This is a genomic window from Streptomyces sp. NPDC000134, from assembly GCF_042899225.1.
Taxonomy (GTDB): Bacteria; Actinomycetota; Actinomycetes; order Streptomycetales; family Streptomycetaceae; genus Streptomyces.
This window is the reverse complement of record NZ_JBIAZN010000003.1, coordinates 237,786-253,825: the sequence shown is the minus strand read 5'-3', so window position 1 is coordinate 253,825 and position 16,040 is coordinate 237,786. Positions and strand designations below refer to the sequence as shown.

Genomic DNA, 16,040 nt, shown 5'->3' with positions numbered 1-16,040 from the left:
TTTGGCTCGCCCACGGCCGGACCGGGTGTGGGCGGTCGGGCGGCATCCGGGCCGGTCGGGGGTGAGGGTCGGCCTTCCAAGCGGGGGGCGGCGGGTGTGGTCATGCCGCCTCCCGTGGCCGGCAGGTGCGCAGGGAACTGTCCAGGGCACTGCGGATCGTCGTCCGGCACTCGGCATCGGCGAGCCCCGCCCCTTGACCAGCCTCTTGGAAGGCCACCTCCACCACGTGGCGGGGGAGGTCGCCCCACGCGACGAACCGCCCCACCTTGAAGGCGCTACGGTTCAGGGTCGTGTTCCGCAGCCCTTCGGGCGCAGCAGCAACCTCGGCGCATTCGGCTTCCAGCGCGGCCACGGCGGCGCGGCTGCCGTCCACCGCAGGCAGCCGTAGCGGGCCCGCAGGGCGCGCGGGAGCCGGGCGCAGGATGCTCAGCAGCCAGCCGGGCACAGAGGCCGGTACAGAGCCGCACACGGTCTCGTACCGTCCTGCCGGGGTGACGCTGCCCGCCGCGACGACGTATCCGCCCCACGCCCGGGTGTCGACCGAAGCGGCCACCGTCCCGGCGGTGTTGGACAGCCGGATGCCGGTCGGGGCGGTGAAGTACAGGTGGGTTCCGCCGCTCGCGGTCCGGGTGCGGTAGGTGTCGGGGACGGCGTGCCCGGCGCGCTCGCAGAGCGCCTTGAAGGTCGTCGCGCCGCAAGGCGCGTCCGCATTGCCCTTGTGCTCTGACGTGTCCAGGTCGACCACGAGCAGCCCGGACGGGCCGGTGGCGATGCCGACGTTGAACGGCGCCGTCGACCAGGCCGCGCGGATGCGGTCCGGGTCGGTCGTGGCCCGGTCCTCCCACTTGCGGTGCCCGTCGGAGCAGGGTCCGGTGCGGGGGCATTTGGCTTCTCCGTGCAGGGCGGGGCGCTTGGTGCCGGGACGCAGGGGGAAGACGTGCCAGCCGCGTGCGGCGGCTTTGAGCGCGGCGCGCAACAATTCCTCGTGCTCGCTCATGCCGCCGCCTCCACTGGTGCGGCCAGGGTGTTGAGAAGGAGGGTGTAGGCGTGGATGGCCAGCAGCCTGGACGCGGCCGGGTCCTTCTCACCGACCAGAACCGTGGGCAGACCGGTCACGGCCTTCACGGCCTGGTCGAGCGCGGCGGAGCCGGTGCACAGACTGACATTGCCGCCCGCCTGCGCAGAGGCGACGGGATGAGTCATGCTGGAGTTCTCCAGTTCCTTGACGGGTGCTGGCTGACAAGGGCGGACCCGCTTCTTTGGCGAGAGGGAGGGTCCGCCCTTGGCGTAGCTAGTGGTCGGGGTCGGGGTCGGGGTGGCGCGGGCAAGGGCCGTCGCCGAAGTCGTCGCAGACGCACGGGATGCCCAGCCGCTCGGCGACCTTGCGGAGCTTTGCGGTGAGCACGGTCGCAGGGTCGTCATCGAAGCAGTGCATGGCGACGGCGGCGGCGATGATGACATCGGCGAGTTCGTCGGCCACGTCGTCGGGGCCGTGGGTGTAGCCCTTGCGGGGGTTTTGGCCCACGACGCCGATGTAGGCGGCGGCGGCTTCGCCGGCTTCCTCGGCGACCTTGAGAACGCGGGCGGCGTTCTCGTGCGGGGACCGGCCGTTGGCCTTGTCCAGCGAGGCCACGATGCGACCCACGACGGGCCACAGTTCAGCGGTCATTGACGGGTGTCCTTTCCTAACAGGAGGGTTGTGAGCGGCGGCGGTAGGCCCGTTGCCGGCAGGCCGGAGAGCAGTAGTGCGGCGGGCGCCCGGTGACGGCTGGTGTGATCGGCTGCTTGCACTCCGGGCAGCGCTTCCGGCGCCCTCTCGGGGCGCGGGTTTCGTCACGGGTTTCGTCACGGGTTTCGTCACGCGGCTCCGGCAGGGGCGGCGCGTTGCGGGCGGTGATCTCCCATAGGGTGCGGGCCACATGTTCGGTGCCGTGCGCGCGACGGGGACGGCTGGGAGTGTTCCAGCCGGGCCGGGCGGGCAGGTCAGCGACCTTGCGCCAGCCGGCGGCGCGGAGGCTGGCGCCGCTTTCACCGTCTTGGGTGTAGGTGATGGCGCGGCGGTAGCCCGCGCTGCGGGCGGTGCGCCATGCAGCTCCGTAGAGAGCTGAGCAGGCGTTCGGAGTGCCGTCCGTCGCCACGCGGGTGACCTCGACAGTCAGCCCGTTGTCGAAGTTCCTGCTGACGGGACGGCCCACGATGGCCACGCCGACCAGCCGTCCGTCACTGGTACGCACCCCGAGGGAGAACTGATGGCCCTGCGGGGCATCGTGGTGGCGGTGGTGCTGGTCGACCCATGCGCACGCGGCCTTGAACTTCACCGGCTGGATGTGCAGTTCCTGAGCGCCAGATGGGGCACCCATGGCGGCCCTCCTGTTAACGCTTGCTGCGGAACAGCCGGAGGGTGATGCCGCCGATGCCGATGGGTCCGGCGGCGCCGGCGATGACGGTGGCGGTGTGGGCCGCGGCGTCGAGCAGGAGGCAGAGGCAGGCGACCAGTCCCCAGCCCCCGGTTACGACCGCCCCGGCGATCGCGAACGGGATCAGGGCCCGGCGCCAGGGGATGCCGGCCGGGGTGTCGTTGATGACGATGACGACGGGCTGTCCGGTGGCCTGCGCGCGCTGCCAGTCGGCGGCGGGTATGTGCGGGGCGATGTTCCCCGCCGGGGTGCGGTGGTCCATTTCGACACTCCCTGAGTGGACCGCGGGCCCGCACCAGATGCTGGTGCGGGCCCGCTCGGATGGGTGGTGGTGCTTGTCGCGTGGCTTGTCGTCTTCCTTGTCGCGCGCTTGTCGTGCGGCTTGTCGCTTGTCTTGTCTTGTCTTGTCGCTTGTCGCCTTGCAGGTCACAAGCCGTTCCCGTGCCCCTGAGACTCGGTAGGAGACATGCGTTCTGGCGGGGGCGACAAGCGACAAGCGGTCAGCTCTCGGAGGGTGGTTCGGGGGCGTGTTGGCAGTGGACGTAGCGGGCCTTGGTGCCCTCCCCGATCCGGACGGCGGTGCCGTCCTTGACCCAGTCCCGCAGCCAGCCGACGACCGTCTGACGGGACGTGCCGTGCTCGGTGGAGAGCGCGCGGGCGATCGCGGATGCCCCGGTGCCCTCGCGGCCGGCGGCGAGCAGCAGCGCCAGCGCGGCCTGCTGGGCGGGGCTGTCCTGCTCGCCCCGCAGCGCCGACAGGTTCAGCCCGCCCCCGGCCGGCGGCCCATCGCCCCGCTCAGGGGCCTGTGGTTCGGGGGCGGTGCCGAACTGAGCGTCGATCTGCTCCCGGAAGGCGCGCAGCATCTCGTCTTCCGGCGAGACCGGCGCCTGCTCCGGACGGTTGAGCGCGGACAGCTTCAGGCCCGAGTCGCCCGTGCCGAAGGTGCCGGCGTCATCGGTGGTGGCCTGGTCGCGCATCCACGCGGTGCGCTGGGAGTCCCAGCGGCGGGCGTAGGCGGGCCCGGCCGCCTTGGCGGACACGGCGTCGAGAGTGGGGTGCCGTTCGGAGGTGGCGGCGATGATCTCCCGGATCTGGTTGGGCAGGATTCGCCAGGCTTTGAACAGGGCGGCCGGGGACTCGGGGGTGCCCATGAATCCGGCGCCCTTGTGGGGGGCCTGCTCGACGCGCAGCCCGCGGGAGCCGGGGAACATCTTCGACAGGTCCATGCCCTCTTTCTCGCCGCCGGTGAGGGCGACGCGGACCTTGGCTTCCCGGCGGATCATGAGGTTGCTGAGCACGCTGCCGGTGGCTCCGAGGGCGGTGAGGACGGTGCGGATGCCCATGGCGCGGGCGATCCGGATGACCTCCAGGATCTTGTCCCCGAGTTTGCGGACCTGCCGGTCGGGGCTGGCCAGGATTTCCGCGCCCTCATCGATGACGAGCATGATCTGCGGGATCTTCGCGCTGATGGGCAGCAGGTCCGTGTTCGCGTGGGCCAGGAGGTCCTGGTAGCCCATCTTGCGCTGTTTGGCCACGCGCACGGCCACATCGAGCATGGTCATGGCCTCGTCGTACGTTCCTGCGAGCCAGTCGATACCGGGCCGCACGGCCTGGCCGTCCGGGGTGTCGATCTCGCCGTTGAGGGCGGGCAGCACCCACGGCAGGCCGGCCGATCCGGCGTTGAGGTCGATGACCCAGGTGAGGATGTCGTCGGCGCGGGCGAACCCGGCGAGGATCGAGTGGACCATGTTGGTCTTGCCCGATCCGGTGGGGCCGACGATGAGCGCGCACTGCTCGCGCAGGTAGGCGAGGATTTGTTCCGCGTTGGTGCGGTAGCCCCAGGGGATGCCGGTGTGGACGGACAGCGGCCCGTAGTTGGCGGGGTAGGTGCGCTCCTGCTCCAGCACGTTGACGGTGGTCACGTCGATGATGACGCGGCCCTGGTGGATGCCGGGGGATGCGGTGGCGGTGCAGCCGTGCGGCAACCGCGCGTCGGCGGACAGCCGCGCGGACTCGGCGGCGATCTTGTTCCAGGTGGCGCCGCCGGCGGGAAGTTCGGCGTCGATGGAGTAGCCGGCGCCGGTGGCCCACTGCTCGACGCCGACCACGCGCACGGTGATGGAGCAGACCCGCGCGATGCGGTCGACCCATTGCGCGGCGATCGCCCGCCGGTCCGCCGACAACTCGGCAGCGACCTGGCGCATCTCGGCCGCGAGGGCTTCCTCCTCCCGGGCCTCTTCGAAGAGGGCGGCAGATCGGGCGGCGGCGCCGATGCCGACGCCCATGGTGGCCAGGGAGCCGAGGGCGGCCCAGGTGAGGGGGCCGTGGGTCATGGCCCAGGTGGTCCAGCCGGCGCCGACCAGCCAGGAGGCGGCGCGGGTGGCCAGGGTGCGGCCGGTGTTGCGGACGCGCAGGCCGACGATGGTGTGTCCGAGGGCGCCGGCCGCGCCCACGGCCAGGGCCCAGCCGGGGGGCATGTGGGTGGCGGCGCCGGTGGTGGCGATGGCGAAGGCTCCGGTGGTGGCGGACAGGGCGCCGGTCACGGGTCCGTGACCGGCCGCCCAGTCCAGCACCGGGCCACTGCTCGCCTGCTTTGTGGTGGCGGTGGCGGTGCTGCTCATGTCAGACGTTCCAGCCCTTCTCGGCCTCGGTGCCGTTGCGGGGGTCCTCGTGGCGGGCGATGTCCTGTTCGTGGGCCTGGCGGAACAGCGGGCCCATGTCCTCCGCGACCGCCACCGCGCTCATGACGGCGCCGAAGATGTCGTTGAAGCCGTCCGCGACTTCCTTTTCCAGCGGGAACTCGGAGTCGGAGCGCTCGGCGAGGATCTTCATCACGTTTGCCACGGAGGTGAGGGCGGCGGGCAGTCCCTCGACCATGGCGAGGATCTCCATGGCGTTCTCGGGGTCGTAGGAGTTGGCGGCCTGCTCCATCTCGGCAGCGGCCTCTTCGAACCGGAAACCGGACACGTGCTCTCCCTCACTCGTCGGGGTGTTCGTGCTGGTGGGAACGGTGGACGGGGGACGCTCGACGCTGTCGGTGATGTTGTCGGCGCCGTCCTTGGTGGCGTCCGTGTCGGCGGCGGCTTCCTGCTCGGCCTGCTCCTGGCGGATCGCCTCATCCTGGTGGGCGCGCTGCTCGGTGGCGGTGCGGACGATGCGCCGGTACAGGCGACGGCCCGGGTACATCAGCCACGGGATATCGAACTTGCGTCCGATAGGCGTGGTGACCAGCCCGAGCAAACCGAGCGGGAGGGCGAGCAGGGCGGCGAGCAGGCGCCGGGCGTGGAAACGGGCAGCGGACCGGCGCAACGCCTGCCGCGCCGCCCGCCGGACCGGCGCCTTACGCACCGCAGCCCGCTGGGCTGCGACCATGCCGGCGGTCTTGGCGTCCCGCTGGGCACGGTTCTTGGCGACCGCCGCATCCCGTGCAGCACGGGCCTTACGGGCAGCGCCGCCGAACATCCGGCCACCCAGACCGCCGCGCCGTCCTGCGTGGCGGGTGAGCCCGGAGCCGCCACCGTTGGCGGTGCGTGCCTTGGCGTTGCGGCGAGCGTCCGCGACCGCGCGGCGGGCCGCCGTGGTCTGCGCCCGCTGCCCGGCCCGGGAACCGGGCCCGGCCTGCTGCGCCGACCGGCGCAGGGCCTTGACCTGCCCCACCTTGCCCGCAGCCTTCCCGACCGCGCCAGCCGCGTGCTTGGCCATGCCCCTACCGGCCTTGCTGCCAGCCTTCCCGGCTGTGCCGACGGCGGTGCCGCTGTGGCGGGCGGTCGTGCCTGCTCCACGGCGGTGCTGGCCGGGCCCGCTGCTCGCCTTGCCACCGGAGCGGCCGGCGCGCGAGCCCGTCGAGCGGGTGCCGGTGCGGCTGCTGCCGGCGGTGCCTGCTCCGGTGCGGCGCAGGCCCGCGCTGCGTGCGGCGGACCGGCCGGCCGTGCGGGCGGCGGTGCGGCGGGCTTCCTTGCGGGGGTTGGTCTTGCGGCTGCGACTGCCGGCCACGGTGCCGAGGACGACGGCTCCGGTCGCGGCCACCATGGCGGCGATCGGGCCGCCGGCCAGGGCAGCGGTGGCGACCATGCCCACGGTGCTGTTCGCGCCGGTCAGGGCGAGCGGGACGACCGGCCAGCCGCCGGGCGTGTGCTCCACACCCGTCTCGGCCGGCGCCTGCTCGACCGGAGCGGGAGCCGGTGGCGGGGGCGGGGCGGGGGCCGGGATGGCTACCGGCTCGGTGCTGAGTTCCGTCATGCTGTGAGCACTCCTTATGGGGAGTAGGGCCCGGCCAGGGCTGTAGGAGGCGATCTGGCCGGGCCTGCCAACAGGGCTTATGCGGCACGCTGTTCCTGGTGACCGCAGGTCAGCAGTGCTGAGAGCGGGCGAGGACCAGTCAGGTCATGCACCAGCCGGAGTCACAGCCGGAGTCCCACTCGTCAAAGGGGAGCGTGTCGACGCCGTCCGGGATCGCGGCCCGCAGGGGCCGGTTGAACCGGGTCAGCCAGACGTGGTCTTTGCCGAGTTCGTCGCGGCGCCGGTTGAGGAGTTCTTCGAGCTGGCACGCCTTCTCGAACAGCTCCGGCTCACTGCGGCGCATGTCGTGCCACGTCTCCGGCCGGTGGAACGGGCAGAACCAGCACGACGACTCAGGCGGCACCGGCAGACCCGCAGAGCGGATGATGCGGGCGCAGTCGATACGGCGGATACCGCGCTCCAACAGCGGATACTCAATGCGCTCGTGCGGCTCGCAGCGCCGGTTGTTCGCCCGCTGGATCTCGTCCAGGCTGATCCCGATCCCGACGGTGGCCGGTGCATCCTTCGTGGCGCCGCGCCGTTTGAGTTCGTCGGCGATGACCTTGATCTTGAACTGGGCCGTGCACGAGCGGGTGCCGGGGGCCCCGTTCGACATCCGCACCGGGATCTTCAGCGACCGTGAGCCCTCGCGGGTGAGGTCCTGATACAGCGTGCGGACCTCACCGGAACGCTTCATCACGCGGTCCAGCACGACCAGCTCAAGGCCGTGCTCTTGGGCGTAGGGAAGGGCGTACTGGCGCAGGTAGGCGAGGGTGCCGGGGTGTTCGGAGTCGTCCCCGACGTTCGCCATCAGGAAGGTGCGGTAGTCCAGCCCACCCTGGGCCGCGAGGACCAGGGCGGCCATGGACTGGACGCCACCGCCGAAGCTGAACGTCCTGACCGGGACTACGGCCGTTTCGCTCATCAGGCGGCCCTGCCTTCCGGGCGGTGTTCGGCGTAGCGGGTGGACACCCACCCCACCGACCAGCCGCACAGCTCCGCGGCCGAGCGCACGGACAGCCCGGCGCTGAACGCGGCGGCCACGATCTGGCGGGCGTCGTCCTCGGGGAGCTTGCCGTTGGCCGGGCCGCGGGCCAGCAGGGCGGCGCGTTCACGCTCGGCCCGCTCCTCGCGCTCCTGGTGTTCACGGCGTTCACGCGCCTCCCGCTCGGCCCGCTCGGCCCGCTCGCGAGCACGGCGCTCAGAGGCTTGCCGCTCGGCCCGTTCACGCTGCTGTTCACGCTGTTCACGCTCGCGTTCACGGCGTTCACGCTCGGCCCGCTCCGCAGCCTCCACCCGCTCCCGGGCCTCCCGCTCCTCCCGGCGCTGCCGCTCCTCCCGCTCGGCCTGCTCCCGGGCGAGCGCGGCTTCGTGCTCACGCTGTTCACGGGCCAACTGCGCGGCGTGCTCGCGCTCCTCCCGGGCCTCCGCGCGGGCCAGTGCGGCGCGCTCGCGGGCCGCCTGTTCTTGCCGCTCCCGCTCGGCCTGCTGCTGGGCTTCCAGGGCTGCCACGGCGGCGGCGATGGCGCGGCGGTAGGCGAGGCTGGTCTCCGCTGTGACGATCAGCAGCAGCGGCGCCACCGCGTGGACAGCCACGCCGACCAGGTCTTTGTTCAGCGCGGAGTCGGCGGTGTTGAGGGCGAGGGTCATCAGCCCGGTCATCCACCGCAGCACCATGGGCCAGCGTCCGCCCTGGCCGCCGAGGCGGGCCAGCACGTCATCGAGCTTGACCACGATGACCACAGCGGCGTCCACCACGAGCGGCAGGATCGGGGCGGTCCAGTCCCATGCGCCGGCCGTGTGCTCGGCCATCAGCGGGGTCACGGTGAGGATCGAATAGAGCATCGCCCCGCACACGATCAGCCACGTGCCGCCCGACAGGGCGCGCTCCGCTGAACGCGTCTGAACACCGTTCACGCCGCACCCCCGACCGGCTTCGCGGGCGGCATGTACGCGCGGCGGAACCCGTTGGAAGCGGCGTCGTAGATGAACGCCTCACACCGCCACGTGCACTCGGCGGCCGGGCGTTCACCGGAGGGCACCCACACGGAGCCCGGGGCGGCGCCGTGCGTGGCGGTGTCGGCGTAGGCGTCCTCGCGGGAGGCGTAGACCGTGTGCGGCTCGCCGTAGCGCATGAGCACCGTCAGCGTCTCGCCCTCGCGCGGCCCTCGGTTCAGTTCCCCGCGCAGGCGACGGATCTCGATGTCCTTCAGCAGCAGCTCCTGCTGCGCCGCCGACAGCTCCTCCACCGCGCGGGCCAGGAACGCGCCCGCCTCCGAGGCGGAAGCTTCCGCCCGCTCCGCACGGTCGGTTACGGCGTACAGCTCCCGCACGTGCTGGCCGAACGCCTCGTTCGCCGCCCCGCTGGCCTGCCGGGCGTGCTCACGGGCGGCGCGGGCAGCGTCCTCAAGCTGTGCGATACGGGCCCGGGTGATGATGCGGATCATGCCGCCTCCCTGCGGTCCGTCGTGTGGGTGCCGGGCCGGCCGGTGCGCCGACCGGCGTGGGTGCCGCACCGGGGTGCGGATGCGGCGTGCTGCCAGCCACCCCCGGACCGTTTGGCCGCGTACATGGCTTCATCGGCCAACCGCAGCAGGCTTGCCAGCGTGCCGCCCTGGTCGGCAGGGAGGTCGCCGGTCAGGGCGAAGCCGATGGACGCACCGACGGTCAGGTCACGGCCGGCGTGCCGGAACGGAGCGGTGAGGATGCCGTGCAGCGCACCGGCCAGCCACGGCGCTACGGCGGGACTGGCCAGCGGGACGACGGCCGCGAACTCATCTCCCCCCAGACGGCCCGCGACGGCTCCCGGATGGTGGTCGAGAACCTCCGTGATCCCGTCGGCGGCGGCGCGGATCGCCACATCCCCGGCGGCGTGGCCGTGCTGGTCGTTGACGGCCTTGAAGCCGTCCAGGTCGACCAGAATCACGGCCGCGTGCGGGCATCGGATGAGCGCGCGGGCGGCCCGGGACTCGAACGCCTCCCGCGTCCACAGGCCCGTCAACGGGTCCCGGCGAGCGGCCTCGATCCGGCGCGTCAACCGCAGCGCGTGCACCGACCAGCCCGCCAGCACAGGAAGACCAGCAGCAGTAGCGGCCAGCAGCTCACTCATCCCGCACCCCCAACGCTGAGCAGCGCCGCGGAGATGAGCAGCGCGCCACCGGCGCGAATCAGGTCAACCGCGTGACGCAGCGCCCGGTACTTGGCCACGGCCAACCGGGACAGCCCGGCAATGTCGGCGGCCATGTCCCGGCCGACCGCCGCCGTGATCTCCTCGGCCGTGAGGGTCGCCCACAGGGGGAAGCCGTGCCGGCCGGACAGGTTCGGCCGCACCGACTTCAGCAGCAGAGCCGCCGCGCCGACCAGCACCGCCATACCGGCACCGCCCACGATGCCGGCGGCCAGGTTCAGCGGCAGGTCGCGGGCGACCGTCCAGGCGCCGACCAGGATGGCGCCGACGAACGCCAGCAGCAGAGCGGTCTTCGCGTCCGTCCGCGCGATCTCCGCCTTCACCTCCGCGTGCGCGGCGGTCAGGTCCTTCTCCGTCGACGCGCTCACGCGGCACCCCCGGGCAGGCTCGTGCCGGTGGTGCGATTGACCAGGGCGGCGCGGGCGGCGAGCGCCCGGCGCCGGGCCCGGCGGATACGCCGGGCGTCCAACTCGGTCGGAGGGCGGTCCAGGGTGGCGATGTGCGCGTCCAACAGGTCGACGTCCGCCAGGATGACGGGCATCTCCTCCTCGATCGCCGCCAGCTCGGCGGCGGTCGGTTCCATCCACGGAGCGAACGCCGTAACAGGGTCCTGAAGTGTGACGATGTGGTCCATGGGTCGTGGTCTCCCTCGCAGGTGAAACGGCCCGAACAGCACCCCCGGAGTGGCTGCTCCGGGGGTGCGTGCCGTTGTTGGTGAAGCCGCGCATCAGGCGCGGCATGGCCGCTGACCAGCGGCCGAAGTGCCCCGGACCGGACTCGAACCGGTCAGGCTGCCGTACGAGGCACGCCGGTCTTCTCCGCCTTGTTTCCGACCCCTTCGGGCAGGCGGACCACGGGTTACCGGCAGTTCCCTGTGTGGAGTTGTCAAGGTGCTGGCGCTTCCTTGGTACTCACCCCTGGGGGCTTTCCGTCCGGGCGAAGCAGTACCTGTTTTACAGGTGCTGCATGGGGGTCCGTCAAGTACAGCGACGCAATCTCTTTGTCTCGCGCCGGGACGTCTTGGCGTATCTTCAGAGTCCCCGCAGGTCAGGGGAGTTGGTCACCCCGTTCATGGACAGCTTCGGGACTTCTGGCTACGGTCAGGAAGTCCCTAGACGTCCCACCGGGGGTGCAGATGTCGAACGAGCGCTTACGAACCGCTCTCCTCGCCCGTGGCATGACCGTGCAGAGTCTCGCTGAGGCGATCAAGGTGAGCCCCAAGACGGTCGAACGATGGATCACTCAAGGCAAGGTGCCCTACCTGCGTCACCAGTACGCGACGGCAGCGGCCCTCAACGTCGACGTGACCACGCTGTGGGAGGACGGGCGGACTGTTGACAGTGCAGCCGACCTGGCCAAAGCCGAGATAGCGACTGTCTACCCGCATCGCCACACGGTGCCCTCCGGGTTCTGGCGAGAGCTGTACGGACGGGCTGAGCGCAACCTAGACGTCCTCGTGTACTCCGGCCTCTTTCTGTCCGAAGACCCGATCTTCCATGATCTTGTGAAGGCGAAGGTGGAAGCCGGGACGCGGGTGCGCATCCTGCTAGGTGATCCAGAGTGCGCGGCCGTCCGGCAACGCGGCATTGACGAGGGGCACCACATCATGGACGGCAAGATCCGCAACGCCCTGGTGCTGTACCGGCCCCTCATGCGGAGTCATCCGGACATCGACTTCCGGCTGCACGATTCGACGCTGTACAACTCGATCTACCGGGCCGATGACGAGATGCTCGTCAACCCGCATGTCTACGGCATCGGCGCCTACATGGCGCCCGTACTGCACCTGCGGCGACTCCCTGGAGGAAGCCTCTTCGACACGTACGCGAATAGCATCGATCACACATGGGAGAACGCATGTCCGGTCACTGACCAGGACGTCAAGACCATTACGGGAGCCTGACCATGGGACGGATCGACTACCTGCACGACCCGGACGCACCGCCGGCCAACTCGGTCGTGCCGTCCGTCGTTGCTTTCGTCCAGAACGATGCAGGGCAAGTGTTGATGATCCAGCGTTCTGACAACGGCAGGTGGGCACTGCCCGGCGGTGGTCACGACGTGGGGGAGTCCATCAGTGACACGGTGGTGCGTGAGGTCTGGGAAGAGACCGGCATCAGGGCGGAAGTGGTCGACGTGTCCGGCCTCTACACAGACCCCGGGCACGTCATGCAGTATGACGATGGTGAAGTCCGCCAGCAGTTCAGCATCTGCTTCCGGGCACGGCCGGTCGGCGGCGAGCTGCGTACGAGCAACGAGACGACCCAGGTCCGCTGGGTTGCCCCGGCGGACCTGGCGATGCTGGACGTGCACCCCACGATGCGGCTCCGGATCGAGCACGCCATGGACCGGACGCGCACGGCGCCTTACATCGGCTGACGCTTGGCGGCGGCGACTCGTTCGAGGACGCGGCAGGTGCACGCGAGGATCTCGGGTTCGGCACGCCGGATGAACTTGCCGATCAGGCTGTCCGGCCCGTAGCGCCCGGTAATTTCATTGATCCGGTCCACGGGGTTGGTGGGCGTGCCGTCCGGGGTGGTGTTCATGTCGCAGTAGCAGAGCGCATCGTTCAGGTGCTCGCTCTCGCGGGGGAACTCACCGTCCAGCTCAGCGCGCAAGCCGCGGGCGTCCGCCTCAAGCCACGAGCACGAGTGATGGGCGACCAGGTTGACGACCTGCTCGTCGGCGACAGCCACGTCCCGGAGGTACCGCGCGCCGTCCAGGGGGTGAAAGCCCGTCTTGGCGAGGTCCGGCGCGTAGCCGATGTCATGCAGGACCGCCGCAGCCTCCAACAGGTCCGCGTCCTGGTCGAGGATGAGCGCGATGGTGCGCGCCCGCTCAGCGACCCCGAGACAGTGTTGCCAGCGTCGTGGCAGCGGCTCAGCGAGCAGCGACTCAGCCAGGGGATAGGCCCACTCCGTCAACGTCGACAAGCTACGAACGCCCCTCTCCTGCTGGCACGGCGCGGACCGTCCGCACCCTGCCCTGACCTCCACCCGCCAGCACGCCGGCGGCTTCCAGCTTCTCCAGCGCCTTGGTCACGGTCGGACGTGACACCTCGAACCGTTCTGCCAGCACAGAAGCGCTCGGGAACGCTTCCCCTACTTTGAGTCCCTCAGTCACGATGATCTCTGCCACTCGCTGATCAAGCGGGCGCCGGTCGACCCGCGCCCCCGCGCGTACGACGCGCCACCGCTCGCCCGGCACCGGTTCGGCCATGCCTTCCTGGCGCAGTACGCCGAACGCACGGAGGGCGACCCCCCGCGAGACCTTATGGTCGCGCATGACCTCAGCCAGAGACGGCAGCTCTGTCATGTTCGGGTCGTCCTTGATCTGCCTCTTCACGGAGTCGGCAATCTTCAGGAAGGTTCCCCGAGGGTTGGCCTGCTGCGACACTCGCTCTCCCTCTACGTTCGCCAGTCGTCACGCCAAGGTTCCCACGACTCGCTACCGCTGCGGAGGGGGCCCGACGGCAACGCACAGGTGCAGGGCCAATCCCCATCGCTCCGCCTGGAGGCGGAGCGATGGCACTGATGCCAGAGTCGCGCAGTTTCTAGGAAAGCCAGACCTCCAGAGGAGTCGAAAATCGCCCTTCGGTCGCTTTGCGGACATTGGCATGAGCAATAGCCGTACCAATAGCGGTATTCGCGCAATTCGGTAGTGACTTGGCTTCGTATACGTCTACGATCTCACCCAGGGGTGGACTGTAAGTTCGTAGTTCCGCTATGATCGTCTCGCCATTCACGGGCCTTGCGGTGAGGGTTTGATGCAATACGGATGCATACTCTTGAAGTCCGGCCCTCTCTATGATCTGATCCAGCGCCTCGCTATCTACGGCAGCGATTTGGAACCTTGTGGGGTCTCGGAGGCTCCTCGCTACTGCTGGAGTATCCTTCAGTTTGTTAATAACAGATTCGGGTCCAGTTTCAGGAGCCCCACTCAGTTCCTGGGGAGCCGTGTTGACGTTGATTCCTTCAAAGAACAGGCCGGGGTAGGTTGTCTGCAATGTCTGTTGAATAGATCTCGAGCCCACAGAGATCGTTATGCATCCTAGAGCCGCCAAGTATTGAACATCCGAGTCAGAAAGGCGCATCATGTCGTCCCGCAGGGGGGTCAAGCACTGGGCGATCCGCTGGTACAGATGTTCGGGGCGGGTGGCTCCGAAGAGCCTGAGCTGCTTGAACACGAACAGCGCACTCAAGGCTGCAAATTGGCTGCCCGTGAGTTTTTGAGCAGTGGTGACTGCTGCGCTTAGAGCGAGTGTGGCCGTAGTTCTATCTGTCCTCGCTGTTCTGTCGACTAGGATATCAACGAGCACTTCGCCGAGATCTTTGTCACCACTTTTCACGAAGCCAGCCTGAGCTTCTAGAATGTCCGACTGAACTCCTGGATCTTCGATATTCCCGACTGCTTGCGGTTCCCTTTCGTGGAGTTCGGTCAAGTAGTTCGCCGTGAACTCGTCTGCTCGCTCGATAGCCAGTCGGTGAGCGTTCTGGGATAGCTTGGCGAAATTTTCCCGGAAGACATCCATGGCGATAGATTTAGCGTCGTCATAGCTAACGCCATACTGCACTACTTGGGCCTGGATGTTTGTCGATCCGTCCCCGCCACTCTGCTTCTGTCGCCAGATCAATTAGTGCCACCCACATTGTTACTGTCTCCAAACGTGATGCTTCCACCACTTTGGATGTTCGTGGAATTGTCCCCGCCTTTCTGCACTTGCCGCGCCGAGGAGCCGTCTGCCGGGCTTCCCGCGGACTGGGTCAGCTGGTATAGGGCCACAGCCAATGATCCGAGTCCAGTGACAGCGCTCACGATGCTGGCGATCTTGTCTGCTCGATCAAGGCCCAGGTAGACGCTGGCGGCGAGACACGCCAATCCCAGGGCTGCCGTGGTGCACACCAAGATGGTCCGTTGTGTTCTAGTCATTCCAGCATTTTGAGCCACTGGAGCTTCGCTGTGGGCGACTTCAGTGCTTCCATCAGCTCGGCGCGCGGCGCGTGCCGGTGGACGAGACGTGGACGGATTCATGGCGCCGAGCTAGATCGACTGGCATTACCGCTGGTCAGGTGCGTGGCCGATGGGGGAACACTGCCAGACTGTAAATCTGCCGGCTCAGCCTTCCCAGGTTCGAATCCTGGCGCCGCCACACTGGGGAAGACCCCCTCCGATCCGCGGAAACGTGGGACGGAGGGGGTCTCTTCGTGTGCGGAGGGCGGGCGGGCGCGGGCGTCGGGGGTGGGCTGGGGCAGACTGGGGGCATGGTCTCCCGTCGTCGTCTCTGCCCCGAGTGCCGCCGTGAGATCGCCGTCGTCGCCGGGCGGTACGCGCGGCACGATCCGCCCGGAGCCCGGGAGAGCGGCGGACTCGTCTCCTGCCCGGGGTCCCGGCGGGCGGCGCAACTGGGGGCGGCGCAGCCGTCGTTGGACGGGTATGTCGTGCCCGAGTTCCCGGGGCAGTTGCCGCTGTTCTGACGAGGTGGCCGGTCAGTTCCCGGCGACCGCCTTCACGGCGACGGACGCCGGGGTGGAGCCGCTGATCAGTTCGAGGGTCAGGCCGGCCGTGGCGGGGGTGTCCAGCAGTTCCGCCAGGACGGCCGCCACGTCCTCGCGCGGGACCGGGCCTCGGCCGGTGCGGGCCTCCAGGCGCACCAGACCGGTCCCCGGGTCGTCGGTCAGCGCGCCCGGACGCAGGATCGTCCAGTCCAGCGCGTCCAGCGAACATACGTACGCGTCCGCCTCGCCCTTGGCGCGCAGATAGACGTCGAAGATCTCGTCGCCCTGGTGACCGGGGTCGGCGGCCATCGACGACACGACCAGGAAACGGCGTACGCCCGCCCGGACCGCGGCGTCCGCGAACAGGATCGCCGCCGCCTTGTCCACCGTGTCCTTGCGGGCCGCGCCGCTGCCCGGACCCGCGCCCGCCGCGAAGACCGCCGCGTCCGCGCCCCGCAGCGCGTCCGCGACCTCCTCGACGGAGGCCGACTCCAGGTCCAGCACGACCGGTTCGGCGCCGGCCTCGCGCAGATCGTCGGCCTGCCCGGCCTTGCGGATGATGCCCGCCACCTCGTCCCCGCGCCGGGCGAGCAGCCGCTCCAGCTTCAGCGCGATCTGACCATGACCACCAGCGATGACAATGCGCATGTCTCCGACCGTACG

At 69.7% G+C, this 16,040-nt stretch carries 20 protein-coding genes; 3 read left to right on the top strand and 17 right to left on the bottom strand.

All coding sequences use genetic code 11. From position 1 onward, the window contains the following. Window positions 1–100: 100 nt before the first annotated feature. The 13 genes from ACFY32_RS05975 to ACFY32_RS05915 form a co-directional block, all read right to left on the bottom strand. Window positions 101–997 (bottom strand): bifunctional DNA primase/polymerase, encoded by an 897-nt coding sequence (locus ACFY32_RS05975; RefSeq protein WP_390673518.1) that lies wholly within the window; start codon window positions 995–997, stop codon window positions 101–103. Further along, complete coding sequence (locus ACFY32_RS05970; RefSeq protein WP_390673517.1) at window positions 994–1,203, bottom strand: hypothetical protein; 210 nt, start codon at window positions 1,201–1,203, stop codon at window positions 994–996. Before ACFY32_RS05970 ends, ACFY32_RS05975 begins: the two co-directional genes overlap by 4 nt. Before the next feature lie 88 nt (window positions 1,204–1,291). Further along, window positions 1,292–1,669, bottom strand: a complete 378-nt coding sequence (locus ACFY32_RS05965) for a hypothetical protein (RefSeq protein ID WP_390673516.1) — start codon at window positions 1,667–1,669, stop codon at window positions 1,292–1,294. Window positions 1,670–1,685: 16 nt separating this feature from the next. Beyond that, window positions 1,686–2,360 carry an XF1762 family protein gene (locus tag ACFY32_RS05960; RefSeq protein ID WP_390673515.1) on the bottom strand — a complete coding sequence of 225 codons (675 nt, stop codon included), beginning with the start codon at window positions 2,358–2,360 and terminating at the stop codon, window positions 1,686–1,688. 13 nt (window positions 2,361–2,373) lie between these two features. Next, window positions 2,374–2,679 carry a hypothetical protein gene (locus tag ACFY32_RS05955; protein ID WP_390673514.1) on the bottom strand — a complete coding sequence of 102 codons (306 nt, stop codon included), beginning with the start codon at window positions 2,677–2,679 and terminating at the stop codon, window positions 2,374–2,376. Window positions 2,680–2,917: 238 nt separating this feature from the next. After that, a complete protein-coding gene (locus ACFY32_RS05950; RefSeq protein WP_390673513.1) occupies window positions 2,918–5,038 on the bottom strand; it encodes a hypothetical protein in 2,121 nt (706 codons plus the stop codon). 1 nt (window position 5,039) lies between these two features. After that, a complete protein-coding gene (locus tag ACFY32_RS05945) occupies window positions 5,040–6,656 on the bottom strand; it encodes a hypothetical protein (protein ID WP_390673512.1) in 1,617 nt (538 codons plus the stop codon). A gap of 139 nt (window positions 6,657–6,795) precedes the next feature. After that, window positions 6,796–7,560 carry a phosphoadenosine phosphosulfate reductase gene (locus ACFY32_RS05940; protein ID WP_390673511.1) on the bottom strand — a complete coding sequence of 255 codons (765 nt, stop codon included), beginning with the start codon at window positions 7,558–7,560 and terminating at the stop codon, window positions 6,796–6,798. Between the two features lie 59 nt (window positions 7,561–7,619). After that, window positions 7,620–8,612 (bottom strand): DUF2637 domain-containing protein, encoded by a 993-nt coding sequence (locus ACFY32_RS05935; RefSeq protein ID WP_390673510.1) that lies wholly within the window; start codon window positions 8,610–8,612, stop codon window positions 7,620–7,622. After that, window positions 8,609–9,142: a hypothetical protein gene (locus ACFY32_RS05930; protein ID WP_390673509.1), complete on the bottom strand. Its 534-nt coding sequence runs from the start codon at window positions 9,140–9,142 to the stop codon at window positions 8,609–8,611. The genes ACFY32_RS05935 and ACFY32_RS05930 overlap by 4 nt, the downstream gene beginning before the upstream one ends. Beyond that, entirely contained in the window at window positions 9,139–9,804 is a 666-nt protein-coding gene (locus ACFY32_RS05925) for a GGDEF domain-containing protein (protein WP_390673508.1), read from the bottom strand. Before ACFY32_RS05925 ends, ACFY32_RS05930 begins: the two co-directional genes overlap by 4 nt. After that, window positions 9,801–10,250, bottom strand: coding sequence for a Pycsar system effector family protein (locus ACFY32_RS05920; protein WP_390673507.1), 450 nt, complete (start codon window positions 10,248–10,250; stop codon window positions 9,801–9,803). Before ACFY32_RS05920 ends, ACFY32_RS05925 begins: the two co-directional genes overlap by 4 nt. Further along, window positions 10,247–10,516 (bottom strand): DUF6284 family protein, encoded by a 270-nt coding sequence (locus tag ACFY32_RS05915; protein ID WP_390673506.1) that lies wholly within the window; start codon window positions 10,514–10,516, stop codon window positions 10,247–10,249. The genes ACFY32_RS05920 and ACFY32_RS05915 overlap by 4 nt, the downstream gene beginning before the upstream one ends. 543 nt (window positions 10,517–11,059) lie before the next feature. Here ACFY32_RS05915 and ACFY32_RS05910 point away from each other — a divergent pair. Together ACFY32_RS05910 and ACFY32_RS05905 are read left to right on the top strand one after the other, a co-directional pair. Further along, on the top strand, window positions 11,060–11,785 hold the full coding sequence (locus tag ACFY32_RS05910; protein WP_390673505.1) for an XRE family transcriptional regulator: 726 nt from the start codon (window positions 11,060–11,062) through the stop codon (window positions 11,783–11,785). Between the two features lie 2 nt (window positions 11,786–11,787). Further along, window positions 11,788–12,261, top strand: coding sequence for an NUDIX domain-containing protein (locus ACFY32_RS05905; protein WP_390673504.1), 474 nt, complete (start codon window positions 11,788–11,790; stop codon window positions 12,259–12,261). Here the strand turns inward: ACFY32_RS05905 and ACFY32_RS05900 are convergent. The 3 genes from ACFY32_RS05900 to ACFY32_RS05890 form a co-directional block, all read right to left on the bottom strand. Next, window positions 12,249–12,815 carry an HD domain-containing protein gene (locus tag ACFY32_RS05900; protein ID WP_390673503.1) on the bottom strand — a complete coding sequence of 189 codons (567 nt, stop codon included), beginning with the start codon at window positions 12,813–12,815 and terminating at the stop codon, window positions 12,249–12,251. The genes ACFY32_RS05905 and ACFY32_RS05900 overlap by 13 nt on opposite strands. Window position 12,816: 1 nt before the next feature. Further along, a complete protein-coding gene (locus ACFY32_RS05895) occupies window positions 12,817–13,278 on the bottom strand; it encodes a GntR family transcriptional regulator (RefSeq protein ID WP_390673502.1) in 462 nt (153 codons plus the stop codon). Between the two features lie 157 nt (window positions 13,279–13,435). After that, complete coding sequence (locus tag ACFY32_RS05890) at window positions 13,436–14,515, bottom strand: LPO_1073/Vpar_1526 family protein (protein ID WP_390673501.1); 1,080 nt, start codon at window positions 14,513–14,515, stop codon at window positions 13,436–13,438. A gap of 628 nt (window positions 14,516–15,143) precedes the next feature. On the opposite strand from ACFY32_RS05890, the gene ACFY32_RS05885 reads away from it, so the two are divergent. Beyond that, window positions 15,144–15,356 (top strand): hypothetical protein, encoded by a 213-nt coding sequence (locus tag ACFY32_RS05885; RefSeq protein ID WP_390673500.1) that lies wholly within the window; start codon window positions 15,144–15,146, stop codon window positions 15,354–15,356. Window positions 15,357–15,368: 12 nt separating this feature from the next. Here the strand turns inward: ACFY32_RS05885 and ACFY32_RS05880 are convergent, their stop codons facing one another. Further along, on the bottom strand, window positions 15,369–16,025 hold the full coding sequence (locus ACFY32_RS05880; RefSeq protein ID WP_359189310.1) for an NAD(P)H-binding protein: 657 nt from the start codon (window positions 16,023–16,025) through the stop codon (window positions 15,369–15,371). Window positions 16,026–16,040 lie beyond the last annotated feature (15 nt).

Excerpts from the sequence above, each read along its gene's own strand:
- ACFY32_RS05945 (WP_390673512.1), bottom strand. The coding sequence starts at position 6,656 with ATGACGGAACTCAGCACCGAGCCGGTAGCCATCCCGGCCCCCGCCCCG.
- ACFY32_RS05970 (WP_390673517.1), bottom strand. The coding sequence starts at position 1,203 with ATGACTCATCCCGTCGCCTCTGCGCAGGCGGGCGGCAATGTCAGTCTG.
- ACFY32_RS05930 (WP_390673509.1), bottom strand. The coding sequence starts at position 9,142 with ATGATCCGCATCATCACCCGGGCCCGTATCGCACAGCTTGAGGACGCT.
- ACFY32_RS05940 (WP_390673511.1), bottom strand. The coding sequence starts at position 7,560 with ATGGCCGCCCTGGTCCTCGCGGCCCAGGGTGGGCTGGACTACCGCACC.
- ACFY32_RS05955 (WP_390673514.1), bottom strand. The coding sequence starts at position 2,679 with ATGGACCACCGCACCCCGGCGGGGAACATCGCCCCGCACATACCCGCC.
- ACFY32_RS05915 (WP_390673506.1), bottom strand. The coding sequence starts at position 10,516 with ATGGACCACATCGTCACACTTCAGGACCCTGTTACGGCGTTCGCTCCG.
- ACFY32_RS05885 (WP_390673500.1), top strand. The coding sequence starts at position 15,144 with ATGGTCTCCCGTCGTCGTCTCTGCCCCGAGTGCCGCCGTGAGATCGCC.
- ACFY32_RS05910 (WP_390673505.1), top strand. The coding sequence starts at position 11,060 with ATGACCGTGCAGAGTCTCGCTGAGGCGATCAAGGTGAGCCCCAAGACG.
- ACFY32_RS05905 (WP_390673504.1), top strand. The coding sequence starts at position 11,788 with ATGGGACGGATCGACTACCTGCACGACCCGGACGCACCGCCGGCCAAC.
- ACFY32_RS05925 (WP_390673508.1), bottom strand. The coding sequence starts at position 9,804 with ATGAGTGAGCTGCTGGCCGCTACTGCTGCTGGTCTTCCTGTGCTGGCG.
- ACFY32_RS05965 (WP_390673516.1), bottom strand. The coding sequence starts at position 1,669 with ATGACCGCTGAACTGTGGCCCGTCGTGGGTCGCATCGTGGCCTCGCTG.
- ACFY32_RS05880 (WP_359189310.1), bottom strand. The coding sequence starts at position 16,025 with ATGCGCATTGTCATCGCTGGTGGTCATGGTCAGATCGCGCTGAAGCTG.
- ACFY32_RS05975 (WP_390673518.1), bottom strand. The coding sequence starts at position 997 with ATGAGCGAGCACGAGGAATTGTTGCGCGCCGCGCTCAAAGCCGCCGCA.
- ACFY32_RS05950 (WP_390673513.1), bottom strand. The coding sequence starts at position 5,038 with ATGAGCAGCACCGCCACCGCCACCACAAAGCAGGCGAGCAGTGGCCCG.
- ACFY32_RS05960 (WP_390673515.1), bottom strand. The coding sequence starts at position 2,360 with ATGGGTGCCCCATCTGGCGCTCAGGAACTGCACATCCAGCCGGTGAAG.